The sequence below is a fragment of the Mycolicibacterium brisbanense genome, from assembly GCF_001570425.1.
Lineage (GTDB): Bacteria > Actinomycetota > Actinomycetes > Mycobacteriales > Mycobacteriaceae > Mycobacterium > Mycobacterium brisbanense.
The window spans coordinates 106,512-127,760 of record NZ_BCSX01000004.1; the positions used below are offsets into that span (position 1 = coordinate 106,512).

The 21,249-nt window shown below is 66.6% G+C and carries 22 protein-coding genes and 1 tRNA gene; 11 read left to right on the plus strand and 12 right to left on the minus strand.

The annotated features are described in order from the left end of the window. Positions 1 to 3: 3 nt before the first annotated feature. From RMCB_RS01800 to RMCB_RS01810, 3 genes are read right to left on the minus strand one after another with little or no spacing between them, the layout of a single operon-like run. Positions 4 to 888 (minus strand): DUF4097 family beta strand repeat-containing protein, encoded by an 885-nt coding sequence (locus RMCB_RS01800; protein WP_407662095.1) that lies wholly within the window; start codon positions 886 to 888, stop codon positions 4 to 6. A gap of 43 nt (positions 889 to 931) precedes the next feature. After that, positions 932 to 1,576 (minus strand): response regulator transcription factor, encoded by a 645-nt coding sequence (locus tag RMCB_RS01805; RefSeq protein ID WP_029366797.1) that lies wholly within the window; start codon positions 1,574 to 1,576, stop codon positions 932 to 934. Next, positions 1,564 to 2,871 (minus strand): sensor histidine kinase, encoded by a 1,308-nt coding sequence (locus RMCB_RS01810; protein ID WP_062827391.1) that lies wholly within the window; start codon positions 2,869 to 2,871, stop codon positions 1,564 to 1,566. The genes RMCB_RS01805 and RMCB_RS01810 overlap by 13 nt, the downstream gene beginning before the upstream one ends. Positions 2,872 to 2,976: 105 nt before the next feature. Here RMCB_RS01810 and RMCB_RS01815 point away from each other — a divergent pair, with 105 nt between their 5' ends. Further along, positions 2,977 to 4,119, plus strand: a complete 1,143-nt coding sequence (locus RMCB_RS01815; RefSeq protein ID WP_062827392.1) for a TDT family transporter — start codon at positions 2,977 to 2,979, stop codon at positions 4,117 to 4,119. Positions 4,120 to 4,132: 13 nt separating this feature from the next. After that, a complete protein-coding gene (locus tag RMCB_RS01820; protein ID WP_062827417.1) occupies positions 4,133 to 5,014 on the plus strand; it encodes an LLM class flavin-dependent oxidoreductase in 882 nt (293 codons plus the stop codon). 4 nt (positions 5,015 to 5,018) lie between these two features. On the opposite strand, the gene RMCB_RS01825 is transcribed toward RMCB_RS01820, so the two are convergent. The 6 genes from RMCB_RS01825 to RMCB_RS01845 are packed head-to-tail and all read right to left on the minus strand — an operon-like array spanning position 5,019 to position 9,775. Then, positions 5,019 to 6,446 (minus strand): MFS transporter, encoded by a 1,428-nt coding sequence (locus RMCB_RS01825; protein WP_062827393.1) that lies wholly within the window; start codon positions 6,444 to 6,446, stop codon positions 5,019 to 5,021. A gap of 37 nt (positions 6,447 to 6,483) precedes the next feature. After that, positions 6,484 to 7,092 (minus strand): 2OG-Fe(II) oxygenase, encoded by a 609-nt coding sequence (locus RMCB_RS01830; protein WP_062827394.1) that lies wholly within the window; start codon positions 7,090 to 7,092, stop codon positions 6,484 to 6,486. Next, positions 7,089 to 7,976, minus strand: coding sequence for a GlcNAc-transferase family protein (locus tag RMCB_RS01835; protein ID WP_062827395.1), 888 nt, complete (start codon positions 7,974 to 7,976; stop codon positions 7,089 to 7,091). Before RMCB_RS01835 ends, RMCB_RS01830 begins: the two co-directional genes overlap by 4 nt. A gap of 2 nt (positions 7,977 to 7,978) precedes the next feature. After that, positions 7,979 to 8,248 carry a hypothetical protein gene (locus RMCB_RS35755; RefSeq protein WP_029366804.1) on the minus strand — a complete coding sequence of 90 codons (270 nt, stop codon included), beginning with the start codon at positions 8,246 to 8,248 and terminating at the stop codon, positions 7,979 to 7,981. Positions 8,249 to 8,294: 46 nt separating this feature from the next. Then, positions 8,295 to 9,338 carry an LLM class F420-dependent oxidoreductase gene (locus RMCB_RS01840; protein ID WP_062827396.1) on the minus strand — a complete coding sequence of 348 codons (1,044 nt, stop codon included), beginning with the start codon at positions 9,336 to 9,338 and terminating at the stop codon, positions 8,295 to 8,297. 26 nt (positions 9,339 to 9,364) lie between these two features. After that, the gene (locus RMCB_RS01845; protein WP_062827397.1) at positions 9,365 to 9,775 is read right to left on the minus strand and encodes a nuclear transport factor 2 family protein; all 411 of its coding nucleotides are present in this window, start codon (positions 9,773 to 9,775) and stop codon (positions 9,365 to 9,367) included. Positions 9,776 to 9,892: 117 nt separating this feature from the next. Here RMCB_RS01845 and RMCB_RS01850 point away from each other — a divergent pair, with 117 nt between their 5' ends. The 3 genes from RMCB_RS01850 to RMCB_RS01860 all read left to right on the plus strand — a co-directional run bounded on the left by RMCB_RS01850 (position 9,893) and on the right by RMCB_RS01860 (position 11,530). Further along, a complete protein-coding gene (locus RMCB_RS01850; RefSeq protein WP_062827398.1) occupies positions 9,893 to 10,456 on the plus strand; it encodes a PadR family transcriptional regulator in 564 nt (187 codons plus the stop codon). Between the two features lie 196 nt (positions 10,457 to 10,652). Next, on the plus strand, positions 10,653 to 10,904 hold the full coding sequence (locus RMCB_RS01855; protein ID WP_234791955.1) for a hypothetical protein: 252 nt from the start codon (positions 10,653 to 10,655) through the stop codon (positions 10,902 to 10,904). Positions 10,905 to 10,969: 65 nt separating this feature from the next. Continuing rightward, a complete protein-coding gene (locus RMCB_RS01860; RefSeq protein WP_062827418.1) occupies positions 10,970 to 11,530 on the plus strand; it encodes a cadmium resistance transporter in 561 nt (186 codons plus the stop codon). Positions 11,531 to 11,548: 18 nt separating this feature from the next. Here RMCB_RS01860 and RMCB_RS35760 read toward each other — a convergent pair whose 3' ends face one another. Further along, positions 11,549 to 11,884: a hypothetical protein gene (locus tag RMCB_RS35760; protein WP_131805476.1), complete on the minus strand. Its 336-nt coding sequence runs from the start codon at positions 11,882 to 11,884 to the stop codon at positions 11,549 to 11,551. Positions 11,885 to 12,067: 183 nt separating this feature from the next. On the opposite strand from RMCB_RS35760, the gene RMCB_RS01865 reads away from it, so the two are divergent. After that, the gene (locus tag RMCB_RS01865) at positions 12,068 to 12,298 is read left to right on the plus strand and encodes a hypothetical protein (protein ID WP_029366810.1); all 231 of its coding nucleotides are present in this window, start codon (positions 12,068 to 12,070) and stop codon (positions 12,296 to 12,298) included. Here RMCB_RS01865 and RMCB_RS01870 read toward each other — a convergent pair. Further along, positions 12,295 to 14,235, minus strand: coding sequence for a G1 family glutamic endopeptidase (locus RMCB_RS01870; RefSeq protein ID WP_062827400.1), 1,941 nt, complete (start codon positions 14,233 to 14,235; stop codon positions 12,295 to 12,297). The genes RMCB_RS01865 and RMCB_RS01870 overlap by 4 nt on opposite strands. A 420-nt stretch (positions 14,236 to 14,655) precedes the next feature. Here RMCB_RS01870 and RMCB_RS01875 point away from each other — a divergent pair, with 420 nt between their 5' ends. Next, positions 14,656 to 15,318 (plus strand): DUF1942 domain-containing protein, encoded by a 663-nt coding sequence (locus RMCB_RS01875; protein WP_062827401.1) that lies wholly within the window; start codon positions 14,656 to 14,658, stop codon positions 15,316 to 15,318. A gap of 249 nt (positions 15,319 to 15,567) precedes the next feature. Here the strand turns inward: RMCB_RS01875 and RMCB_RS01880 are convergent. After that, positions 15,568 to 15,640 (minus strand) — tRNA-Arg (locus tag RMCB_RS01880). Positions 15,641 to 15,754: 114 nt separating this feature from the next. Between RMCB_RS01880 and argS the strand changes: the two genes are divergently transcribed. From argS to thrC, 4 genes are read left to right on the plus strand one after another with little or no spacing between them, the layout of a single operon-like run. Further along, on the plus strand, positions 15,755 to 17,404 hold the full coding sequence (gene argS / locus RMCB_RS01885) for an arginine--tRNA ligase (RefSeq protein WP_062827419.1): 1,650 nt from the start codon (positions 15,755 to 15,757) through the stop codon (positions 17,402 to 17,404). Next, positions 17,401 to 18,825, plus strand: coding sequence for a diaminopimelate decarboxylase (gene lysA, locus RMCB_RS01890; RefSeq protein WP_062827402.1), 1,425 nt, complete (start codon positions 17,401 to 17,403; stop codon positions 18,823 to 18,825). The genes argS and lysA overlap by 4 nt, the downstream gene beginning before the upstream one ends. Next, positions 18,822 to 20,144: a homoserine dehydrogenase gene (locus RMCB_RS01895; RefSeq protein ID WP_029374085.1), complete on the plus strand. Its 1,323-nt coding sequence runs from the start codon at positions 18,822 to 18,824 to the stop codon at positions 20,142 to 20,144. The genes lysA and RMCB_RS01895 overlap by 4 nt, the downstream gene beginning before the upstream one ends. Beyond that, positions 20,141 to 21,247 (plus strand): threonine synthase, encoded by a 1,107-nt coding sequence (gene thrC / locus RMCB_RS01900; protein WP_234791956.1) that lies wholly within the window; start codon positions 20,141 to 20,143, stop codon positions 21,245 to 21,247. Before RMCB_RS01895 ends, thrC begins: the two co-directional genes overlap by 4 nt. Positions 21,248 to 21,249: the final 2 nt, after the last annotated feature.

Genomic DNA, 21,249 nt, shown 5'->3' on the forward strand with positions numbered 1-21,249 from the left:
GTCTCACCGATTGCGCAGTGAGAGCTGCTGCACCACCACGTCGCCGTTGGACGAGCGAGCGGTGATCTGGGCGACCGCGGCTTCCGGGCTGTTGGTTTCGGGCACCTGCACATCGGTCGAACCGTTGGACTGTGCCCGGACCAGATACGGCCCGCGTTCGGGCAGCCCGATCGCGACATTGCCGTTGCGGGTGGTGGCCTCGACGCTGCGCGGGGCGGTGTCGCGGAAGTCCACGGCGATATCGCCGTCAGACGTGCCGGCGACGAACTGCTCGCTCACCGCGATCGGGTCGCGGGTGATGACCTCGCCGTCCACGGTGTGCACCTCGATCCGCCGTGCACCGCCGAGCAACACGATCTCGCCGTCATTGGTGCGGGCGATCAGCTGGTCCAGGTCGGCCTGCGCGATGACGGCACCCAAGTCCTGCTCGGTGCGCACGGTCATCCGGCGCGCCTGATCGGGCGGCAGCGCGACGGTGATCTCGCCGCCGCGGGCCCATTCCAGCATCGGACCGGGGTTGCCGGCGATGGTGAGGCGCGTTTCGCCGCCGACGCTGCTCACCAACAGGTGGTGTGCTCCGCTGTGCGTGGTGTTGAGCAGGCGCAGATCGGCTTTGGGTTCGCGGGTTTCGCGGTCGGCGGTGATGCGGATCGCGACGGGGATACGCGCGGTGTCGACCACCAGGGTGCGCATGGCCGAAGGCAATGCCTGGCTGTCGGTGATGACCCGCAGCGCGCTGACCCCCCACGCGGTCACGCCCAGCGCCGCCACGGTCGTGGCGACCACCAGTGCTGCGATGGCGATCAAGGTCAGGCGAAAGGCGGTGCGCCCGCCCGGGGACAGCTGCGGCGGCTGCGCGGCTATCGGTGGAGGCATGAGGGTCTGCACGTTGGAAGTCCTTCCCGGGGTGGAGGTTTGAGGAGAACTCGGGCTACGACTCGAGATAGCGGAGCACGGCCAGCACGCGGCGGTTCTCGCTCTCGTCGGGAGCCAGGTCGAGTTTGGTGAAAATCGAGGCGATGTGCTTCTCGGCCGATCCGACCGAGATGTGCAGCGCGGCAGCGATGGCCGAGTTGGTCCTGCCCTCGGCCATCAGTTGCAGCACGTCGTGTTCGCGGGGAGTCAGTTGGTCCAGCGCACTGCGCCGGTGGGAACGCACCAAGATCTGTGACACCACCTCGGGATCGAGCACCGTGCCGCCGCCGCCCACCACGGTGACGGCGTCGAGAAACGCCGGCACGTCGGCCACCCGGTCTTTCAGCAGATAGCCGAAACCCTTTGTGTCCGAGGCGATGAGGTCGGCGGCGTAGCGCTCCTCGACATAGTGGGACAGGACAAGCACCGCGGAGTCGGGGTTCTGCTTGCGTAACAGCGCTGCCGCGCGGATGCCCTCGTCGGTGAAGGTGGGCGGCATCCGGACGTCGACGATGGCCAGGTCCGGACGCTTGTCGTTGACCAGGCGCAGCAGGTTGGTGGCGTCGGGTACGCCTGCGACGACCTCATGCCCGGCGTCGGCGAGGATTCGCTCGATACCGGCCCGCAGCAACGCGGAATCCTCGGCGATCACGATGCGCATGGCAGCACCGCCGTGACGATCGTCGGTCCGGTGACCGGGCTGGACACCCCGAACGATCCACCGGCCGCCCGCACCCGTTCATCCAGACCCCGTAGGCCCGTGGCGTTCTCGTCGGTGCCGATCACCGCGCCGCCCGCACCGTCATCGAACACCGACACGTGCAGCACATTCGCCGACGGGTCCCACCGCACCGTGACCACGGCCTGGGTTGCGTTGGCGTGTTTGGCGATGTTGGTCAGCGCCTCGGCGACGACGAAGTACGCCACAGATTCCACTTCGTCGGGCAGCCGCTGCGGCAGTTCGACGTGCAATGTCGTTGGCACACCCGAGGTTTCGGCCCGCTGCACCACCGACGATAGGGCGGCGTCCAGCCCGCGGTCGGCCAGGATGGTCGGTGCGATGCCGCGCACCACGTTGCGCAACTCCACCAGGGCGCTCTTGGCGTCATCGTGCGCTTCTGAGATCAGGGCCTTTGCGGCGGGCAGATCGCTGTCCAGCTTGGTCTGGGCCAAGCCGATCGTCATCGCCAGGGACACCAGCCGCGGTTGCACACTGTCGTGCAGATCGCGTTCGATACGGTGCCTTTCGGTCTGGGCCGAGGACACCGCGCCTTCCCGCGCGTCGGCCAGCGCACTGACCTGATACTGCAACGCCGCGGTGGGCGAGGGCGACAACAGCCACCGGTCGATCGCGGCGTCCAGTGCCGGCGCGAAAACCAGCACCGCGACCGCGACGGTGAACGCGATGATGGCCAGCAGCCATGCGATCGGTGGCGAGATGAACACCAGGCCGGCCTTGTCGTCACTGTGCCGGATGGCGATCGAGGCGGCCGGGCCCAGGAATGCGAAGGCCAGCAGTCCGAAGGCCAGGCCGGTGGCGAGCAGGTCGTAGGTCATCCGCAGGAAATGCTGCGCCACGGCCTTCCAGAACCGCGTGCCACTGATGTCCAGCCACAGTTGATGCGCCCAACCCTGCAATCCGGTGTAGGGGGAGAGCCGTCGCGGTGGAACACCGATGCGCAGGCCGAAAACCGCCTCACTGCGGGCGCGTTCCACCCATTCGACCCCGCGCATCAGGTAGACGAACACCACCGTTGCGAGCACGAAGCCGACCAGCGACGGGATCGACGATATGCCGATGACCATGATCGACAACGGAATCCAGCACCACACCAGTGCTACCGCGGCGCCGGTGATCATCGATGCCGTCGGTGTCACACCGATGTTGCGCGGTAGTGTGCGGGGCCGGGCGGGTGCGGGAACGACGGGTGGGCCCGTTTCGCTGATTGCGACCATGCGTTCAACCTACGAAGTTGTCGGGCTCGGCGACACAGCGTTTTCCCGCGAACCCCGTGGGGGATATCCCCCGGTCGCACCCGCGCCAAGACGTAGGGTGCGGCCATGGCCACGTCATCTACCCCGGATCAGCCTCGGTCCCGTGTCGAGGTGTTGGGCAACATCGGGCCCAATTGGTTCGCCTCTGTGATGGGAACCGGAATCGTGGCGACGGCCGCGGCCACGCTGCCGATCCAGTTCACCGGTTTGCGCGCCTTCGCAGAAGTGGTGTGGATCATCGCCGCGGTGCTGCTGGTCGCTCTTATCGCGTTGGTCGGCGGGCACTGGTTGCGTCACCCCACAGTGGCCCGCAGTCATGCGCGCAACCCGCAGATGGCGCACTTCTACGGAGCCGCCCCCATGGCGCTGATGACGGTGGGCTCCGGCGCCATCCTGGCGGGGCGCGACCTGATCGGCGAGCGGGTCGCGGTCGACGTGTGCTGGGTGCTGTGGACCGCAGGAACGTTGGGCGGTTTGTTCACCGCGGTCAGCATTCCCTACCTGATGTTCACCCAGCACGATGTCGAGCCCGATGCCGCGTTCGGCGGTTGGCTGATGCCCGTGGTGCCACCGATGGTGTCGGCGGCCACCGGCGCTCTGCTGATCCCGCACATGGTCCCCGGCACCGGCCGGGCCACCATGCTCTACGGTTGCTTTGCGATGTTCGGGCTGTCATTGGTGGCAGCCCTGCTGATCATCTCGATGATCTGGAGCCGGCTCACCCACTACGGCACATCGGGCACGGCGCGGGTACCCACACTGTGGATCGTGCTCGGACCGGTCGGTCAGTCCATCACGGCCGCCGGGCTGCTCGGCACCAACGCGGCGCTGGCCGTCGACCGCGAGATCTCAGCCGGCTTCGGTGTTTTCAGCATTCTGTTCGGGGTCCCGATGTGGGGCTTCGCGGTGTTGTGGATCGCGTTGGCGACCGGACTGACCGTGCGTACGTTGCGGCGGGGCATGCCGTTCGCGCTGACGTGGTGGAGCCTGACATTCCCCGTCGGCACGTTCGTCACGGGAACCACGCAATTGGCGGTCCACACCCATCTTCCGGCATTCAAGGTCGCCGCCGTGATCGCCTACGCCGGGTTGCTGTTCACGTGGTGTCTGGTCGCGGCGCGCACGACGCGGGGCAGCTTGCGCGGCAACCTGTTCCAGCCGCCACCGGCCACCGGTCCGGTCAAAGCGCACAAGGATCCGGTGCGCTGACATGCAGATCGGGATGACCATGCCGGTGATGGAACCGGACCTGGATGCCGCCCTGCTCAAGTCGTGGGCGAAAACCGTGGACGACGGGCCGTTCTCGTCGCTGTGCTGGGGTGAGCGCATCGCGTTCGACAACCCCGACAGCCTCACGCTGCTGGGAGCATTGTCGGCCTGGACCGACCGCGTGCAGTTGATCACCACCGTCATCGTTCCGCAGTTGCACGATCCGGTGATGTGCGCGAAAGCCCTGGCCACCGGCGATCTGCTCAGCGGTGGCCGGCTGACCGTGGGCATCGGCATCGGGGGCAGGCACGAGGACTATCACGCGGTAGGTGCGGACCCGACGACCCAGACCATGCGCGGGATGGCCGAGCGGGTCGAGATCATGCGTCGGGTGTGGGCCGGTGAGAAGGTCACCGATTCGGTGCTGCCGGTCGGCCCGGCGCCGGTACGGGCAGGTGGGCCGGCGCTGTTGGTGGGCACCATCGGTCCGAGAACAGTGCGCAGCGCAGCGTCGTGGGCCGACGGACTGGCAGGCATCACAATGGATCTCGATACCACCAAGCAGAACGAGTTGTTCGATGTCGCCCGCGACTCCTGGGCACAGGCCGGCAAGCCGGTGCCGCATCTGGCGACGTCGTTCTGGTTCGCCGTGGGCTCGGCCGACGCCGCGCGCGATCAGGTCCGCAGCCATCTGCGGCGCTATATGAACTGGATCCCAGGCGACTACGTCGATGCGATCGCCCCCACCACCGGCTGGGCCGGTTCGCAGGACGAGTTGGCGGATACCTTTCGTCGGTTCGCGGCCATCGGTACCGACGAGCTGCATCTGATCCCGACGAGTTCGGATCTCGATCAGGTACGCAAAGTGGCCGAGGTGGTGGCCGACTTCGCTTGAGTCTCTAGTGGGACAGCCCGACCGTCGCCACCAACGGGCCCGGTCTGGGTTTCAGGACGACGCTGAACACCAAGGCGACCGTACCGATGGCCATACAGACCCAGAACGCGTGCTGAAAGGTCGTATCGGTGCCGGACCCGACAATCGGTCCTGCCCAGGCGAATCCGAGTGACGCGCCGATGCCGTAGCTGGCGTTGGCGATGCCCGGCAAGGCGCCCGGCTCCTCGTCGGAGGCCTGGATGACGCCCAGCGAGCTCATCGCCGTCAACAGCACGGCGTTGAACGCCAGCCCGTAGAGCACCATCAGTCCGATGAAGACGTTCTCCTGTTTGGCGAACACCGCCAGCAGGGCAGTAACGGCAACGGAGAGCACGATTCCCGCCCGCAGCACGGTGACGAACCCGATGCGGACCGCGAGTCTGCCGACGAACGGGCCGGCGATGACCTGGACGATCGACGCCGGCGTGAGGAACAGCAGTGCCGTCATGGTGGCGTTGTGGCCGAAGCCCGAGTCGGTGTCCTCGGCCAGCGTAGGAACCAGGAAGCCAGTGACCACCATGAAGGAACCCATCACCAGGATGGTCACGATGATCAGCGGCCACGCCTCACGTGAGCGCATGTGTTTGATGGCCATCAGCGGGTGCGCCACCCGGCTGTCGACGACGACGAGCGCAATCAGGGCGAGCACGGCGACGGCGATCCACATCAGCGCGGACCCCGAGGTCCAGCCCTGGTGACCGCCTGCGCCGAAGAACAGGTCGATGCCCGCCGCTGTCAATGAGATGAGCGCCGCACCCAACCAGTCCATCCGGCCCGTCGAACGGCTGCCGGGATCATCGGAAGGCACTGATTTCCAGGCGAATCCGAGCCCGAGCAGACCCACGACGAGGATCAGTACGAAGATCGACCGGAAGCCGAGATGATCGACCATCAGTCCGCCCAGAAGGGCGTCGCCGCCGGCCACGCCGCCGTTGATCGAGGAGATCACGCCGCAACACACGCCGAACATCGGGCCACTGAGTCGCTCACGCATGATGAGGAACGCCAGCCCGAAGGTGATGTTCGACCCACCTTGCAAGGCGCGGCCCAGCACGAACAGCGGCAACGAGGTGGACACGATGCACAGCACCGTGCCGAGGCACAGCACGATCATGATGGCGAGCAGCACGCGTTTGCGGCCGATGTAGTCGCTCCACCGGATCAGGACCACGTTGGCGATGGCCCCGGCGAGGTAGAAGTACGTCGACATCGCCACGAATGCATTGGGACCCAGCTCGGCGGTGATGGCGTGGTAGGCCGGCGCCACCATGGTGGCGTTGAGCTGAAACGAGATCACCGACGCGACGAGCGCGGCAACCATGAACACGATCTGGCGTTGCGAGAGCGCGGTGCCGCCCGCGTCGGGTGACGTGGCGACCGGGGGCTGGCTCACGATCGCATCGTAGGTGCGGCGACCTGCGCATGTAGCGTTATTGACGCGCTCCGTGGTTCATCCTGGCCCATGTCGTCAGGGCGATCTTGCGGCCCTTGCGTACCTGCCGCGCCACATGGTCCATCGCGGGATCCGGAGATCCGTCTGGCGCCAGGTTCTTCCAGGCCAGCAGGCGACCCGCGCGGGCGGCCACACTGAGGTGAAGGTGCGGAAACCAGGTGCTTCCGCCTACGTCGGGCGAGTGCAGGTACAGCAGTACGGTGGTGGCGCGTTCACCGCCCGGCTCGGCCGCGAACAACCCCGCGTCGTGGTGGCGTTTGAAGCCTGTGCGGTACCCGTAACGTAATGCCTGCCAGTATTCGAGGCGTGCCGCGTCGACGTCGAGCGCGGTGCACACCGCCGATTCCAGATCGGCCAGCCGTGGCCTCAACTCATCGGGAAACCAGTACTGCGTGGTCGATTCGCTGGTCCGGCGCGACGACTGGAAGGATTTCAGATGGCCGGCCGGTGAGCGTGAGACCACCGAACTGCGCCGCCACAACGCAAACTCGAGTCCTTCGACGAACGCCGCACACTCCTGTGCGGTGAGGAAGTCGTCGTCCCACGCGATGCGGTCGTGCTCCAGGCGTTGCGCGAGCGTGGTCATCGAAGGGCGACCAACGGTGTGAGAGTGTGGCTTTCGTACTCCGCGACAGTCCTTTCGGTGCCCAGGACGAGCACGTCGTCGATGTAGTCACCGGCGAAGAACCGGCGCATCACCGACAGTGATCGCTCGTGCTGGCGGTGCCAGTCGGGATGGTCGTTCCAGTGCGGTATCCGGCCGGCCCGGTCGAAGCAATGCCAGCCCAGGATGCGGTGCGGGTGATACAGGTCGTACCCGTGGGTATACGCCCGGACGCTGGTCACCACCTCGTCACCGAAGAAGTAGATGCGGGGGCTGAAGCGGATATCGCGATTGAATTCGCCTGCGGTGAAGATGAAGTGCAGTGACACGAAGTCCGCGACGACGGGTTCGGTGAGGCTCGTCCACCACGGTATGGGTGTGCTGGCCAGCTTGGTGAGGATGCCACGGTCCCGGCCATAGGGGATGATCCGATACGGCCTTTTACGCCGCGCACCGGGTTCACGTTGGGGGTCGTAGGCCGGTAGATAGGCCGTCAGCAACGGTTTACGGACACCCTGCTCGTGCAGCTGCCGGTGCATCGCGATCGCCGAATCGTCCCAGCCACGGGCGAACCGGTGGTGCGAGTCGATGATGAGGGTGTATTCCTCGTCCTGCCAACGTTGTTGGGCCATGGAGCGGGCCCAGTTGCAGCCCCGGCTGCGGTCGGCGTCGATGTCGACGATCTCGATCCCCGGCAGCTCCCACACCTCGGGTGGCAGCGACTCGTGCGCGGCGTGCTGCCAGATCACGCACGTACGCAACCGTTCCGGTGCCGCGGCCTTGCCGTACAGGTCCAGCAGCGTCTTGGGTAGTTCGGTGTCGCGATATGCGGGGATCTGCACGTAGATCCGGGGCAGCCCTGACATGGTCAGCGCGCGTCGAGTCGTTTGTTGAGCGCGGCGACGTCCCGGCTGAGCTTGAGTAGCTGGCGCATCACCTCGTTGAGCGTGACCTCCTCCAAGACCTTGCATGGATCCGGCGGAGGAGGCGGCGGTGTTCCGCCCGGGAGTCCTCCGTCGAGATCGTCCAGGACGTAGCGGCGCATGATCTCGATGAGCGTCTCGGGGCGCTCGGCGAGATTGATGATCGGCCCGTAAGTGGCGATCACGTGATCGATGACGTGCTGTTCGGAAGGCATGTGCGAAACGCTAGGCCGCCGAAAGCGCGCTGGATTGAGTAGTGGACTACTCGTTTGTGAGGTCGCGCAACTGCTCGATGAGCCTCACCCGGTCGGCGGTCGTCGCGGCGATCGGGACCACGTTGAGCACCGTGACACCAGATTCTCGGAAGGCCTGCACGCGTTCCTTGACGAACCCGGCGGGTCCGATCAGGGAGATGTCCCGGATAAGCTCGTCGGGAACGGCCTTGGCCGCGGCGTCCTTGTCACCGGCCAGGTACAGCTCCTGGATCCGATCAGCCTGTGCGCCATAGCCATAGCGGGTCGCCAGGCGGTGATAGAAATTCTTCTCCTTGGCGCCCATGCCGCCGATATACAGCGCCACATGGGGTTTGACGAATTCGCGCAGCGGCTCGACGTCGTCACCGATGGCCAGCACCGGGCTGGCGTAGACCTCGAGCGGCCCTAGCGCGGGATCGCGTCTGGCCTGCCCGGTGGCCAGAGCGTCACCCCAGACCTCGCCGGCTTTCTCGGGCAGGTAGAAGATCGGCTGCCAACCCTCGGCGGCCTCGGCAGCCAGCTCGACATTCTTCGGCCCCAGAGCGGCGAGCAAGATCGGAATACGTTCGCGGACTGGATGATTGATGAGTTTCAAGGCCTTGCCCAGGCCCGTCCCGCGGTCAGCCGGGAGCGGAATGGTGTAGTGGTCACCAACGAACTCGAGAGCCTCTCGACGCCACACGCGGCGGCAGATGTCGATGATCTCGCGGGTACGCGCGATCGGGGCGTCGTAGGGCACACCGTGGAAGCCTTCGATGACCTGCGGTCCAGAGGCGCCCAGGCCCAGGATGAATCTGCCGTCGGACACGTAGTCCAATCCGGCGGCCGTCATCGCAGTCAGCGTGGGCGTGCGGGTGTAGATCTGCAGGATGCCCGAAGCCAGTTGAACCCGCTCGGTGCAGGCGGCCAGATAGCCGAGCGCGCTGACTGCGTCGAACGAATATGCCTCTGGCACAAAGATAATATCGATGCCGGCCCGTTCCAGGTCGGCGACCTCGGCCGCGACGTCCTTGAATCCGCCTGCGTAGTTGATGCCCAAACCGATGCGCATGATGGGAGTCCTCCGTCTCGTCGCGGCTAGGCCTGCTTGGCGCTGATCTCGTCGAGGGCCTCGGCCTGGATGCGGCCGAACTGTGCCGCCATCGCCTCGGACAACGCCTGCGCGCCCGACAACGGCCGCACCATCACCATGAAGTCATCGATCAGGCCGTCGTCGTTCATGTGCAGGAAGTCGCATCCCGTGATCTTCTTACCGGCCACGTTCGCCTCGAACACCAGGGCATGATCCCGGCCGCCGGCGTCGGCGATCTCGCGGATGTAGTGGAAGTCCTCGAACACCCGCATGACCCCGCGCAGGATCGCGGCGGTGATCGGCTTGCCGGGGTAGGGCTTGAAGGCCACGGGACTGGTGAACACCACGTCGTCGGCCAGCAGGGCGGCCATGGCCTCTTCGTCGCGGGCTTCGACGGCCTGTCGGAACGGATGCATCCCACACCTCACATAGTCAATTTGTTGAGTATTGGAGCCACGGTAACGGTGGATGGCCTCGCTGTCTAGAGGCCGAATAGTCAATTAGGTGACTATTCATGTTGTACGATCCCCGGCGTGGCGCTTCGTGATGCGGTGCTCGCCGCCTTGCTCGACGGCGAATCGTCGGGCTACGACCTGGCCAAGGCGTTCGACGCCTCGGTGGCCAACTTCTGGATGGCCACGCCCCAGCAGCTCTACCGCGAGCTCGACCGGTTGGCCGAGGACGGACTGATCCAGGCCCGTGTGGTCCAGCAGGACAGGCGCCCGAACAAGCGGATGTACTCCCTGACCGACACTGGCCGCGCCGCATTGCGGCAGTTCACTGCCACGCCGCCCAAACCCTCGATGCTGCGCGACGAGCTACTGGTCAAGGTGGCGGCGTTGGATGCCGGTGACGCCGCCGCGGTGCGCGACCTGGTTGCTGAATTCGCGCAACGCGCGACGGTGAAACTCGCTCGCTACGAACGGGGCCGGGCGGTTCTGCTGGATGGGCGCACCGAGGAGCAGTACCTCAACGAGGCCGAGCGGGTGGGCCCCTACCTGACCCTGCTGCGGGGAATCTCGTTCGAGCAGGAGAACATTCGATGGGCCGAGCACACGGTGGCCGCCATCGAACGGAGAATCAACGCGCTCCGATAGTGGGGCCCGCGGCGGCCAAATGTCCGCCTGACTTGCGAAAACTGGCTCTCTGCTGGCTGTTTCGTGCCTGCTGGCTGTGGACGCGGATCGAAAAAGTTGGGAAGTCTTGGAATAACCGCTGTGGGCCGTTGATTGCAATTGGTAAGACCCGCTCAACCCGGGCGGGGTTACCGGTGACCAAGTGGGGTGGTCAGAGGTGCAATTGAAGAACAATCAGAGACGGCTCAAGACCGTTTCGGCCGGCGTTGGGCTGGCCGCCGTGGTGGCGATGGGCGCTGTCGGGCTGCTCGCGAGCGGTGCGTCCGGCGGCCTGCAGATGCAGTCGCAACCCGAGATGACGACCGGCCAGACCGTCACTCAAACGACGGCCGAAAAGTCGCCTGCGACCTCGGTGGCGACACCGCCGTTCACCTTCACGACGCCGGAGGGTTTCGCGGTACCGCACTGATCGTCGACTGACGGTGCTCTAGTGTCGCGGCGGTGGAACTGGCACTTGTCGGCCAAGCTGCCGCGATGTTCGCGGTCACCAATGTCGACGACATGGTGATGCTGACGGTCTTCTTCGGCAGGGCCGCAGGCAGACGGCCGGCAGTGACGCGTGTTGTCGCCGGTCAGTATCTGGGGTTCAGCGCGATCGTCGCCGTTTCGGTGCTCGGCGCACTGGGCGCGACGCTCCTGCCGGACGATGCCGTCCCGTACCTCGGACTGCTTCCGGTCGCCCTGGGCATCCGCGCGGGCTGGATGGCGTGGCGCTCACGACACGAGCCGGCCCACGACGTCGATCGCGACGACGGCGTCGGCCTACTTCACGTCGCTGTGGTGACCTTCGCCAACGGCGGAGACAACATCGGCGTCTACGTCCCGGTGTTCGCGGTCGCGGGCATCAGCAGCATCGTCGGCTACGTCGCGGTGTTCCTCGTCGGCGTCGCGATCTGGTGCGCTGCGGGCTACTACCTCGCAGGCAGGCCCGCCATCGCGACAGCGCTGTCGCGGTGGGGGCACATCGTCCTGCCCGTCATCCTCATCGGCATCGGGCTACGGATCCTGGTCCAGGGCAACGCGTTCGGGTTGTGACGTGCCGGATGGCAGCGGTCAGCAGCCCCAACCGCCGCCCCAGCCTGCGTAGCCGTAGCCAGGGTAGCCCCACGGCGGCGGCGGCGGAGGTGGCGGCGGACCCCAGTACCACGGTTGTCCCCAGCCCGGGCCCCAGCCGTGATGCCCCCAGCCCCAGCCCTGTACGAACGTCGTTGTCGACAGGTCCTGCGACGTGGGAGCGGCATGCCCGATACCGGCGCTCAGGCCGAGGGCGGCGATGCCCAACCCTCCGGCGATAGCGGCTTTGGCAAATGTTCGCTTGAGTTTCATGGGTGGCGCCACCTCGTTCATAGCCAGTCCGACCCCGGCCAGGTCCTGCGCGATTGTTCGCACCTGGTCGCGGTAATGGAGCCTACTCTTCTCCGGTCCGGATTGACATCCCTGTCGGCGTGGCGACAATGAGCAAAACAAGTCGCGGACTTGTTGTTACAGCAAACAATTGGCGCCGCCGGTTCTGGAACGAGGTCATCGTCACCCGAGTCGCGAGACCGCGACAACAATGCGACGATGCGTTGCGTGGACGACGCAAACACCGCCCAGGCCCGCGTTCTGCTGGCCGCGCTGTGGGAGCAGGTGAACGACACGTCATCGAAGCTCGAAGCAGCCGAACGCCGACTCGCCCGTGCGCATGCCGGCGTCAGTTCGCACCACCGCCGCGCGGCCGCAGACCTACGCCACGAGCTGTACCACGAGCATCGATTGATCGATGAACTGCACCGCCGGTTCCCCGCTGCGAGGCGCGTCTAGGGCAGGTTCAACCACGCGGTCAGCACATGGCCGTTCGGGTCGACCGCGTACAAGTCGATATCCGTGTCGTCGTGCGTGACCGCGGCGACGTGACTCTTCTGGCTGAACTGGGCACCGCCCACCTCGTTCCATCCCTCCCAGCCGGCGGCGCCGGCTCGCCACCAGGCGGTGTAGACACCGCCGTCGGTACCGACACCGAACAGATCCAGGTTGGTGCCGCGAGCCACGGCTGTGAGCGGGGTCAGCTGGGCGAACAGCCCGGTGCCGACTGGTTGCCAGTCGCGCCAGCCTTCGCCCTCACGCCACCCCGCCGAGTACACAGCCGAATCGGCGCCGTCCATGCCGACACCGAACAGGTCGATGTTCTTGCCGCGCACCGCCGCTGCGATCGGAGTCGTCTGGCTGAAGGTGCCAGAGCCGATCGGCGTCCAGTCGTGCCAGCCGTCGCCCTGTCCCCACCAGGCGGAGTAGACAGCGCCGTCGGTTCCGACCGCGACCAGATGAATTTCGTCTTCGCGAAGGACCGCCGTCACCGGCGTCGACGGCGAGAACACCCCGCTACCGATCGTCGCCCAGCCGCCCCAATTCGGTCCGCCCCGCCACCATGCTGAGTACACGCGACCGTCGGTGGCCACTGCATACAGGTCGATATTTCCACCGCGTGCCAGTGCGCTGACGCGCGTTCCAGGTGCGAACTGCCGGTGACCGATGGGTGCCCAACCACTCCAGTGGGGACCCCCTCGCCACCATGCTGTGTACACCCGAGAATCGTCGTGCACCGCATACAGATCGCGATCCGAGCCGCGAGCCAGCGCGGTGATCGGCGCCCCCTGAGGAAATGACATGGGGCGCACCGGTATCCAGTTCGACCAGTGTGGGCCACCGCGCCACCAGCTCGTGTAGACCGGCCCGTCCTGTCCGACCGCATACAAGTCGATGTTCGAACCGTCCGCCGCCGCGCCGACCGGGGTCAGATCGCTGAACACGCCCGATCGGATCTGGGACCAGCCCACCCACGGGTTGACGTAGGTGCAGCGCACGGTCGTGGAACCGGGCAGCGATGCCTTCGCGATGATGCGGCCGCGGTCGTCGAACATGTTGAGTGTCTTGCCCGTACCGGCTCCGAGCGCCAAGCCACTGTGCGTGCCGGAGTCGGCAACATCGAACGTCAGCGTCCCGAAGTCGGCCAGTTGGGTGAGGCTGGGGTTGACGGACGGCCCCGACTCGGGCCGCTCCACGACCCACTCCGCCGAGTCTGCGCGCCACTTGGCGCCACCGGGTTTGCCGATTGTCAGGGAAGTGACCGTCGAGCGGGTCCTGTTGACGTACAACACCGATGCCGTGGTGGATGCCGCCCCATCCGGCACGACGATGATCGTGATCGCATCACCGACGGTGACGACGAAGTTGGAGATCGTGACCGATTGGGCGGGAACCCATTCCACCCACGCGTACAGGTCGACCGGCCCGGCGTTGATGTTGCCGCCCGACCCGACCGAGCTCTTCGACGCGATGCCTGCCTGGCACACATCGGAGCCCGGGTGAAACCCGCCGATTCCCACCCAGTTCGCGCAGTAGTAGCTCTGATCATCGGTCGGTACCCCGACGTGGGGCACGGTCCACTCGCCGAGCACCCAGTCGAACGAGTCTCCCTGAGGTGGTGAGACGACCGCGCCGCACCACGCGGCGTTGTCGGCGAACCTCAGCGTCGGGCGCCGGCCGGGGAGCCCTTCGGGATGAAGTTCGACCTCGGCCGTCACGACCTTCATGCCCCGCAGATCCGCGAGGAGCCGGTCGTAGCGCTCACGCTGCCGCGGGTCTGCCGGACGTTTCGGAAAGCCGTACCGCATCAGATCCTGGTCGGAGGCCGCCGCGGGGTCCCAGCGATCCGGTGGAACGTCAAATGTAGTGATCTGCGGTACTTCTCGCACCTGCATGGCTGCTCCACTCTCAGGTAAGTATCAGTGAACGGCGGGCCTTCGCCTCAGCTGCGATACGCCACTCAGCCGGGCCAAGAACCGTGGCACGACAAGTATCGGCTCGGGCGGGCAGCACACCCTCGAGTAGTCGACTACTCGATTGCGGAGGGCCTTGCGGCGGCTGGGGCGAGTCTCCTGAAGGCAAGGCAGCAGCGTCACTCCACGCGACAGTTGATCAAGCGCTGAAGGAGTAAGACCGGCAACGAGTTTCGTCGTTGCCGGTACCGATCCATTGCGGTGATCGTCGCGCGGGTCGAAAATCCGGGTGAAGGCCAGGAACATCACTGATCCAATTGCGGCAAGTTGCATTTGGACAGTGGCGCGGCGAGGTACCCTCCGCGATGGACACAGCCTGGGCGTTGGGAAGGGGAGATACGGGTGAAGATCAACAAGCTTGCGGCGCCCGTTGGCATCGCCGCGATCGGGGTCGGCATGGCCGGCGCTACGGCGGGCCCCGCCTCTGCGGCCAACAACATCAGGCCGTACGGCCAGCAGGAGACGCTGAACGACTACGGCACCGGTGCCCCGATGATCGGCTACACGGTCAAGGGCCTTGCCCCGAGTTCGGACCCCGTGCCGCACAACGGCCAACTGTATGCAGCGATCGTGAAAGTCTCAGGGCTCGGAGGCTGGGCCACCCCGTTGATCCCGCTGTTCAACGCCCGCGCCGAGAGCGGGGCGAACTACCGGGTCATCGGCGGGGGCGTGCCGCCGGCACCGCCTGGCGGGACGACGACCGGCACACTCTACTTCGACGTAGTGGGCGATCCGCCGAACAGCGTCGTCTACAACGACGGCGTTCAGGACCTTCTGGTTTGGGTGTCCGGCGCCCCGGAGGGTGGCGTCCCTGGTGGCCCGCCAGACACGGCAGGCGAGTCCTCCGAGATCATCGCCCCACCACCCGCCGAGGAAGCTCCAACGGGGGGCGATGAGTTTGCCCCTCAAGTCGTCGCGCCGCCCCCCTACCAGCTCACCCAACCGGAGCTGGCTGCACCAGGGTTCAATGGCGGAGACCACGGCGGCGGTGGTGGACATCGTTGAGCAACTAACCCCACGGTTGCCCGACGAGGGCAACCGTGGGGAACTGGGCTGACTGCTGGCCCCAACTCCGAATCGGTTCTGCTTCAGCGGGATCGGCGAGAACGAGCACCAGCCCCGGTGCCCATGGTCGGCGCGGGCACGCGGATCTGTGCCATTCGCGGGACCCTGCCGGGGAGAGTGAGACGGCTTGTGCTCGATCGGTAACGGACGTGTCGAGCGAATGCGCTGCTAAACGCCGGTTTTGAAGAGTGCCCCCGGCAGGATTCGAACCTGCGGCCTTCTGCTCCGGAGGCAGACGCTCTATCCCCTGAGCTACGGGGGCGCAGTGTCAACGGGCTGTCCGAGACATCTGTGCCATTGGGCGTGCATAGCGTAGCGCATCAGAACCGGAACACCGATTCGGGGCGTGAATGCCCAGGCCATAGGATGGACCCCCGTGACCCCCGCCGACCTCGCCGAGCTGCTCAAGGCCACTGCTGCGGCAGTGTTGACCGACCATGACCTGGACCCCGCCGCGCTGCCGGCCACTGTCACGGTCGAGCGCCCGCGCAACCCTGAGCACGGCGACTACGCCACAAACATCGCATTGCAGCTGGCCAAGAAGGTCGGCGTCAATCCCCGCGAGCTGGCCGGCTGGCTGGCGACGGCTCTGAGCAGCACCGATGGCATCGCCGCGGCCGAGGTCGCCGGGCCGGGGTTCGTCAATCTGCGCATCGAGGCGTCCGCGCAGGGCGTCATCGTCACCAACGTGCTCGCCGCGGGTGACGCGTATGGAAACTCCGCCGAGCTCGCCCAGAAGATCAACCTCGAGTTCGTCTCGGCCAACCCGACCGGTCCCATCCACATCGGCGGCACCCGCTGGGCCGCCGTCGGTGACGCGCTGGGACGGCTGCTGTCCACCCAGGGCGCCGACGTCACCCGCGAGTACTACTTCAACGACCACGGCGCGCAGATCGACCGGTTCGCGCGGTCGCTGGTCGCCGCGGCCAAGGGGGAGCCGACGCCGGAGGACGGGTACGCGGGCACCTACATCAACGACATCGCCGCGGCCGTGCTGGCCGAGCGGCCCGATGCGCTGAGCCTGCCCGCCGATCAGCAGCAGGAAGCCTTCCGCGAGGTCGGCGTCGACCTGATGTTCACCCACATCAAGGAGTCGCTGCACGAGTTCGGCACCGACTTCGACGTCTACACGCACGAGGATTCGATGCACACCTCGGGTCGCGTCGAGCAGGCCATCGCCAAGTTGCGTGAGACCGGCAACATCTACGAAAAGGACGGCGCAACGTGGTTGCGCACCACCGAGTTCGGTGACGACAAGGACCGCGTCGTCATCAAGAGCGACGGCAACCCGGCCTACATCGCCGGCGACCTGGCCTACTACCTGGACAAGCGCCAGCGTGGTTTCGATTTGTGCATCTACATGCTCGGCGCCGACCACCACGGCTACATCGCCCGGCTCAAGGCCGCCGCTGCGGCGCTGGGCGACGACCCGGACACCGTCGAGGTGCTCATCGGTCAGATGGTCAACCTGGTGCGCGACGGGCAGCCGTTGCGGATGAGTAAGCGGGCCGGCACGGTCATCACGCTCGACGACCTGGTCGAGGCCATCGGCGTGGACGCCGCGCGGTACTCGCTGATCCGTTCGTCGGTGGACACCCCGATCGACATCGACCTGGCCCTGTGGTCGAGCGCGTCCAACGAAAACCCGGTGTACTACGTGCAATACGCGCATGCTCGGTTGTCGGCGCTGGCCCGCAACGCCGCCGACCTGGGAGTGGTCGCCAGCACCGACAAGCTCGATCTGCTCAACCACGACAAAGAGGGCACGCTGATCCGCAACCTCGGTGAGTTCCCGCGTGTGCTGAAAGCCGCTGCGGCGCTGCGTGAACCGCATCGCGTGTGCCGGTACCTGGAAGATCTGGCCGGTGACTACCACCGGTTCTACGACGCCTGCCGGGTGCTGCCGCAGGGCGACGAAGAACCGAGCGAGCTGAACTCGGCGCGGCTGGCGCTGTGCCAGGCCACCCGCCAGGTGATCGCCAACGGCCTTGCCATCCTTGGCGTCACCGCACCGGAGCGGATGTGAGCGCACATCCGGCCGGCCCCCGGCACGCCGATGAGATCCACCACCCCGGGGCGCCCGCACGGCCGCAGACTCCGGAAGAGCTTCTGCTGCTCGCCCCGAATGTGTGGCCCCGCAACCTGGTTCGCGGTGCTGACGGCGTGGTGTCCATCGCGGGGGTCACGGTCACCGATCTGGCGGCCGAATTCGGCACCCCGCTGTTCGTGATCGACGAGGACGACTTCCGGTCGCGCTGCCGCGATATCGCCGCGGCCTTCGGCGGCGGCGAGTACGTGCACTACGCCGCCAAGGCGTTCCTCTGCAGCGAGATCGCGCGCTGGGTCGATCAGGAAGGCCTCTCACTGGACGTCGCGACGGGCGGCGAACTGGCCGTCGCGTTGCACGCCGGCTTCCCCGCGCAGCGAATCACCATGCACGGCAACAACAAGTCCGTCGAGGAACTCACAACGGCGGTCAACGCGGGGGTGGGCCACGTGGTGGTCGACTCCGTGATCGAGATCGAGCGCCTGGACGCCATCGCCGGTGCGGCGGGCATCGTCCAGGACGTGCTGGTGCGCGTCACCGTCGGTGTCGAGGCACACACCCACGAGTTCATCTCCACCGCGCACGAGGATCAGAAGTTCGGGCTGTCGCTGGCCAGCGGCGCCGCGATGGACGCCGTGCGCCGCGTGTTCGCCACCGACAATCTGCGCCTGGTGGGTCTGCACAGCCATATCGGCTCGCAGATCTTCGACGTGGACGGTTTCGAACTGGCCGCACATCGGGTCATCGGTCTGCTGCGAGATGTGGTGGCCGAGTTCGGCGTCGAGAAGACCGCGCAGATCTCGATCGTGGATCTCGGTGGGGGACTGGGTATTTCCTATCTTCCCGACGACGATCCGCCGCCGATGGACGAGCTGGCCGACAAGCTCATGGCCATCGTGCGCCACGAGTCGGCCGCTGTGGGCCTGCCCGCGCCGAAACTGGTGGTCGAGCCGGGCCGCGCGATTGCCGGCCCAGGCACCATCACGCTCTATGAGGTCGGCACCGTCAAGGATGTCGCCATCGGCCCGACGGCGCAGCGGCGCTACGTCAGCGTCGACGGCGGGATGAGCGACAACATCCGCACCTCCCTGTACGCCGCGGAGTACGACGCCCGGCTGGTATCGCGGGCCAGCGAGGCGCCCGCGGCGCTGGCGAGGATTGTCGGAAAGCACTGTGAGACAGGCGATATCGTCGTTCGCGACACGTGGGTGTCCGACGACGTCGCGCCGGGCGATCTGCTCGGTGTAGCTGCGACCGGTGCCTACTGCTATTCGATGTCGAGCCGGTACAACCTGCTCGGTCGCCCAGCGGTGGTTGCGGTCAAGGACGGCCGCGCGCGGCTGGTGTTGCGGCGGGAGACCGTCACTGATCTGTTGAGTCTGGAGGTGAGCGACGTATGAGCGGCAAGAAGTCGATCGGCGTAGCGGTATTGGGTTTGGGCAACGTCGGCAGCGAAGTTGTGCGCATCATCAACGAGAGCGCCCCGGACCTCGAGGCGCGCATCGGTGCGCCGCTTGAATTGCGCGGTGTCGGTGTGCGCCGGGTGTCCGGCGACCGTGGCATTTCCGCCGATCTGCTCACCGACGACATCGACGCGTTGGTATCGCGCGATGACGTCGACATCGTCGTCGAGGTGATGGGCCCGGTCGAGCCCGCCCGCAAGGCGATTCTCTCGGCGCTCGAACAGGGCAAGTCGGTGGTCACCGCGAACAAGGCGCTGATGGCGCAGTCCACCGGTGAGTTGGCCCAAGCGGCCGAGAACGCCCGTGTCGACCTGTATTTCGAGGCGGCGGTAGCAGGCGCCATCCCGGTGATCCGCCCGCTGACGCAGTCGCTTGCCGGTGACAGCGTGGTGCGAGTGGCGGGCATCGTCAACGGCACCACCAACTACATCCTTTCCGAGATGGACAGCACCGGTGCGGATTACGCGAGCGCGCTGGCCGATGCCAGCGCGCTGGGCTACGCCGAGGCCGATCCCACCGCGGACGTCGAGGGCTATGACGCCGCCGCCAAGGCCGCGATCCTCGCGTCGATCGCGTTCCACACCCGGGTGACCGCCGACGACGTCTACCGCGAGGGCATCACCAAGGTCAGCGCCGAGGACTTCGCGTCCGCCCGGGCGCTCGGCTGCACCATCAAGCTCTTGGCGATCTGCGAACGGATCTCCACTGACGAAGGCAAGCAACGGGTTTCGGCTCGAGTCTATCCGGCGCTGGTGCCACTGACGCATCCGCTGGCCGCGGTCAACGGCGCGTTCAACGCCGTCGTGGTCGAGGCCGAGGCCGCGGGCCGGCTGATGTTCTACGGGCAGGGCGCAGGCGGAGCGCCGACCGCGTCGGCAGTGATGGGTGATCTGGTGATGGCCGCGCGCAACCGCGTGCAGGGCGGCCGCGGACCGCGTGAGTCCAAGTACGCCAAGCTCAAGATCGCGCCCATCGGTTTCATCCCGACCCGCTACTACGTGAACATGAACGTTGCCGACCGTCCGGGCGTATTGTCCGCGGTCGCAGCCGAATTCAGCAAACGTGAGGTCAGCATCGCCGAGGTGCGGCAGGAGGGCATGGTCGACGACGAAGGATCGCCGTGCGGCGCACGCATCGTCGTGGTGACTCACCAGGCGACCGACGCGGCCTTGTCCGAAACCGTCGAGGCCCTCGCCGATCTCGACGTGGTGCAGACCATCAACAGCGTGCTTCGTATGGAAGGAACAGACGCATGAGCTCCCGCATGCAAGAAGGACAAGCCAGTCCGGAGCAGGCTGTGCACCGGCCGTGGCCGGGGCTGATCGAGGCCTACCGCGCCCGGCTGCCGATCGGTGACGACTGGACGCCGATCACGCTGCTGGAGGGTGGAACCCCGCTCATCCATGCCAAGCGCATCTCCGAACAGACCGGCTGCACAGTGCATCTCAAGGTCGAGGGGCTCAACCCGACGGGGTCGTTCAAGGACCGCGGCATGACCGTCGCCGTCACCGAATCCGTGGCGCGCGGCCAGCAGGCCGTGCTGTGCGCGTCGACCGGCAACACCTCGGCGTCGGCCGCGGCGTACGCGGCGCGGGCGGGCATCACCTGCGCGGTGCTGGTGCCGCAGGGCAAGATCGCGATGGGCAAGCTCGCCCAGGCGGTCATGCACGGCGCCAAGATCATTCAGATCGACGGCAACTTCGACGACTGCCTGGAGCTGGCCCGCAAGCTGACCGCGGACTACCCGACCATCGCGTTGGTCAACTCGGTCAACCCGTACCGCATCGAGGGCCAGAAAACCGCGGCATTCGAGATCGTCGACGCGCTGGGCACCGCCCCCGACGTCCATGCACTGCCGGTCGGTAACGCGGGCAACATCACCGCGTACTGGAAGGGCTACAACGAGTACCACCGGGACGGGCTGACCGACCGGCTGCCGCGCATGCTGGGCACGCAGGCCGCCGGTGCCGCGCCGCTGGTGCTCGGCGAACCCGTCAAGGAACCCGAGACGATCGCCACCGCCATCCGCATCGGCGCGCCCGCATCGTGGAACACCGCGGTAGAGGCTCAGCAGGAGTCCAACGGGCGGTTCCTGGCTGCCACCGACGAAGAGATCCTGGCGGCTTACCACCTGATCGCGCGCACCGAGGGCGTATTCGTCGAACCCGCGTCGGCGGCCAGCGTCGCCGGCCTGCTCAAGTCCATCGAGGACGGTTGGGTCAAGCGGGGTTCCACCGTGGTGTGCACCGTGACCGGCAACGGGCTCAAGGATCCGGACACCGCCCTGCGTGGCGTGCCGCCGGTCACCCCGGTTCCCGTCGATCCGATGGCCGTCGTCGCCAAGCTCGGACTGGTCTGATC

Bases quoted from the DNA above. Each gene is read 5' to 3' on its own strand.
- RMCB_RS01845 (WP_062827397.1), bottom strand. From the start codon at position 9,775: ATGCATCCGTTCCGACAGGCCGTCGAAGCCCGCGACGAAGAGGCCATG.
- RMCB_RS01840 (WP_062827396.1), bottom strand. From the start codon at position 9,338: ATGCGCATCGGTTTGGGCATCAACTACGCAGGCGGATTCAAGGACGTC.
- RMCB_RS01860 (WP_062827418.1), top strand. From the start codon at position 10,970: ATGTTCGCGGTCACCAATGTCGACGACATGGTGATGCTGACGGTCTTC.
- RMCB_RS01810 (WP_062827391.1), bottom strand. From the start codon at position 2,871: ATGGTCGCAATCAGCGAAACGGGCCCACCCGTCGTTCCCGCACCCGCC.
- thrC (WP_234791956.1), top strand. From the start codon at position 20,141: ATGAGCTCCCGCATGCAAGAAGGACAAGCCAGTCCGGAGCAGGCTGTG.
- RMCB_RS01835 (WP_062827395.1), bottom strand. From the start codon at position 7,976: ATGTCAGGGCTGCCCCGGATCTACGTGCAGATCCCCGCATATCGCGAC.
- RMCB_RS01895 (WP_029374085.1), top strand. From the start codon at position 18,822: ATGAGCGGCAAGAAGTCGATCGGCGTAGCGGTATTGGGTTTGGGCAAC.
- RMCB_RS35755 (WP_029366804.1), bottom strand. From the start codon at position 8,248: ATGCCTTCCGAACAGCACGTCATCGATCACGTGATCGCCACTTACGGG.
- RMCB_RS01870 (WP_062827400.1), bottom strand. From the start codon at position 14,235: ATGCAGGTGCGAGAAGTACCGCAGATCACTACATTTGACGTTCCACCG.
- RMCB_RS01805 (WP_029366797.1), bottom strand. From the start codon at position 1,576: ATGCGCATCGTGATCGCCGAGGATTCCGCGTTGCTGCGGGCCGGTATC.
- RMCB_RS01815 (WP_062827392.1), top strand. From the start codon at position 2,977: ATGGCCACGTCATCTACCCCGGATCAGCCTCGGTCCCGTGTCGAGGTG.
- RMCB_RS01820 (WP_062827417.1), top strand. From the start codon at position 4,133: ATGACCATGCCGGTGATGGAACCGGACCTGGATGCCGCCCTGCTCAAG.
- RMCB_RS01830 (WP_062827394.1), bottom strand. From the start codon at position 7,092: ATGACCACGCTCGCGCAACGCCTGGAGCACGACCGCATCGCGTGGGAC.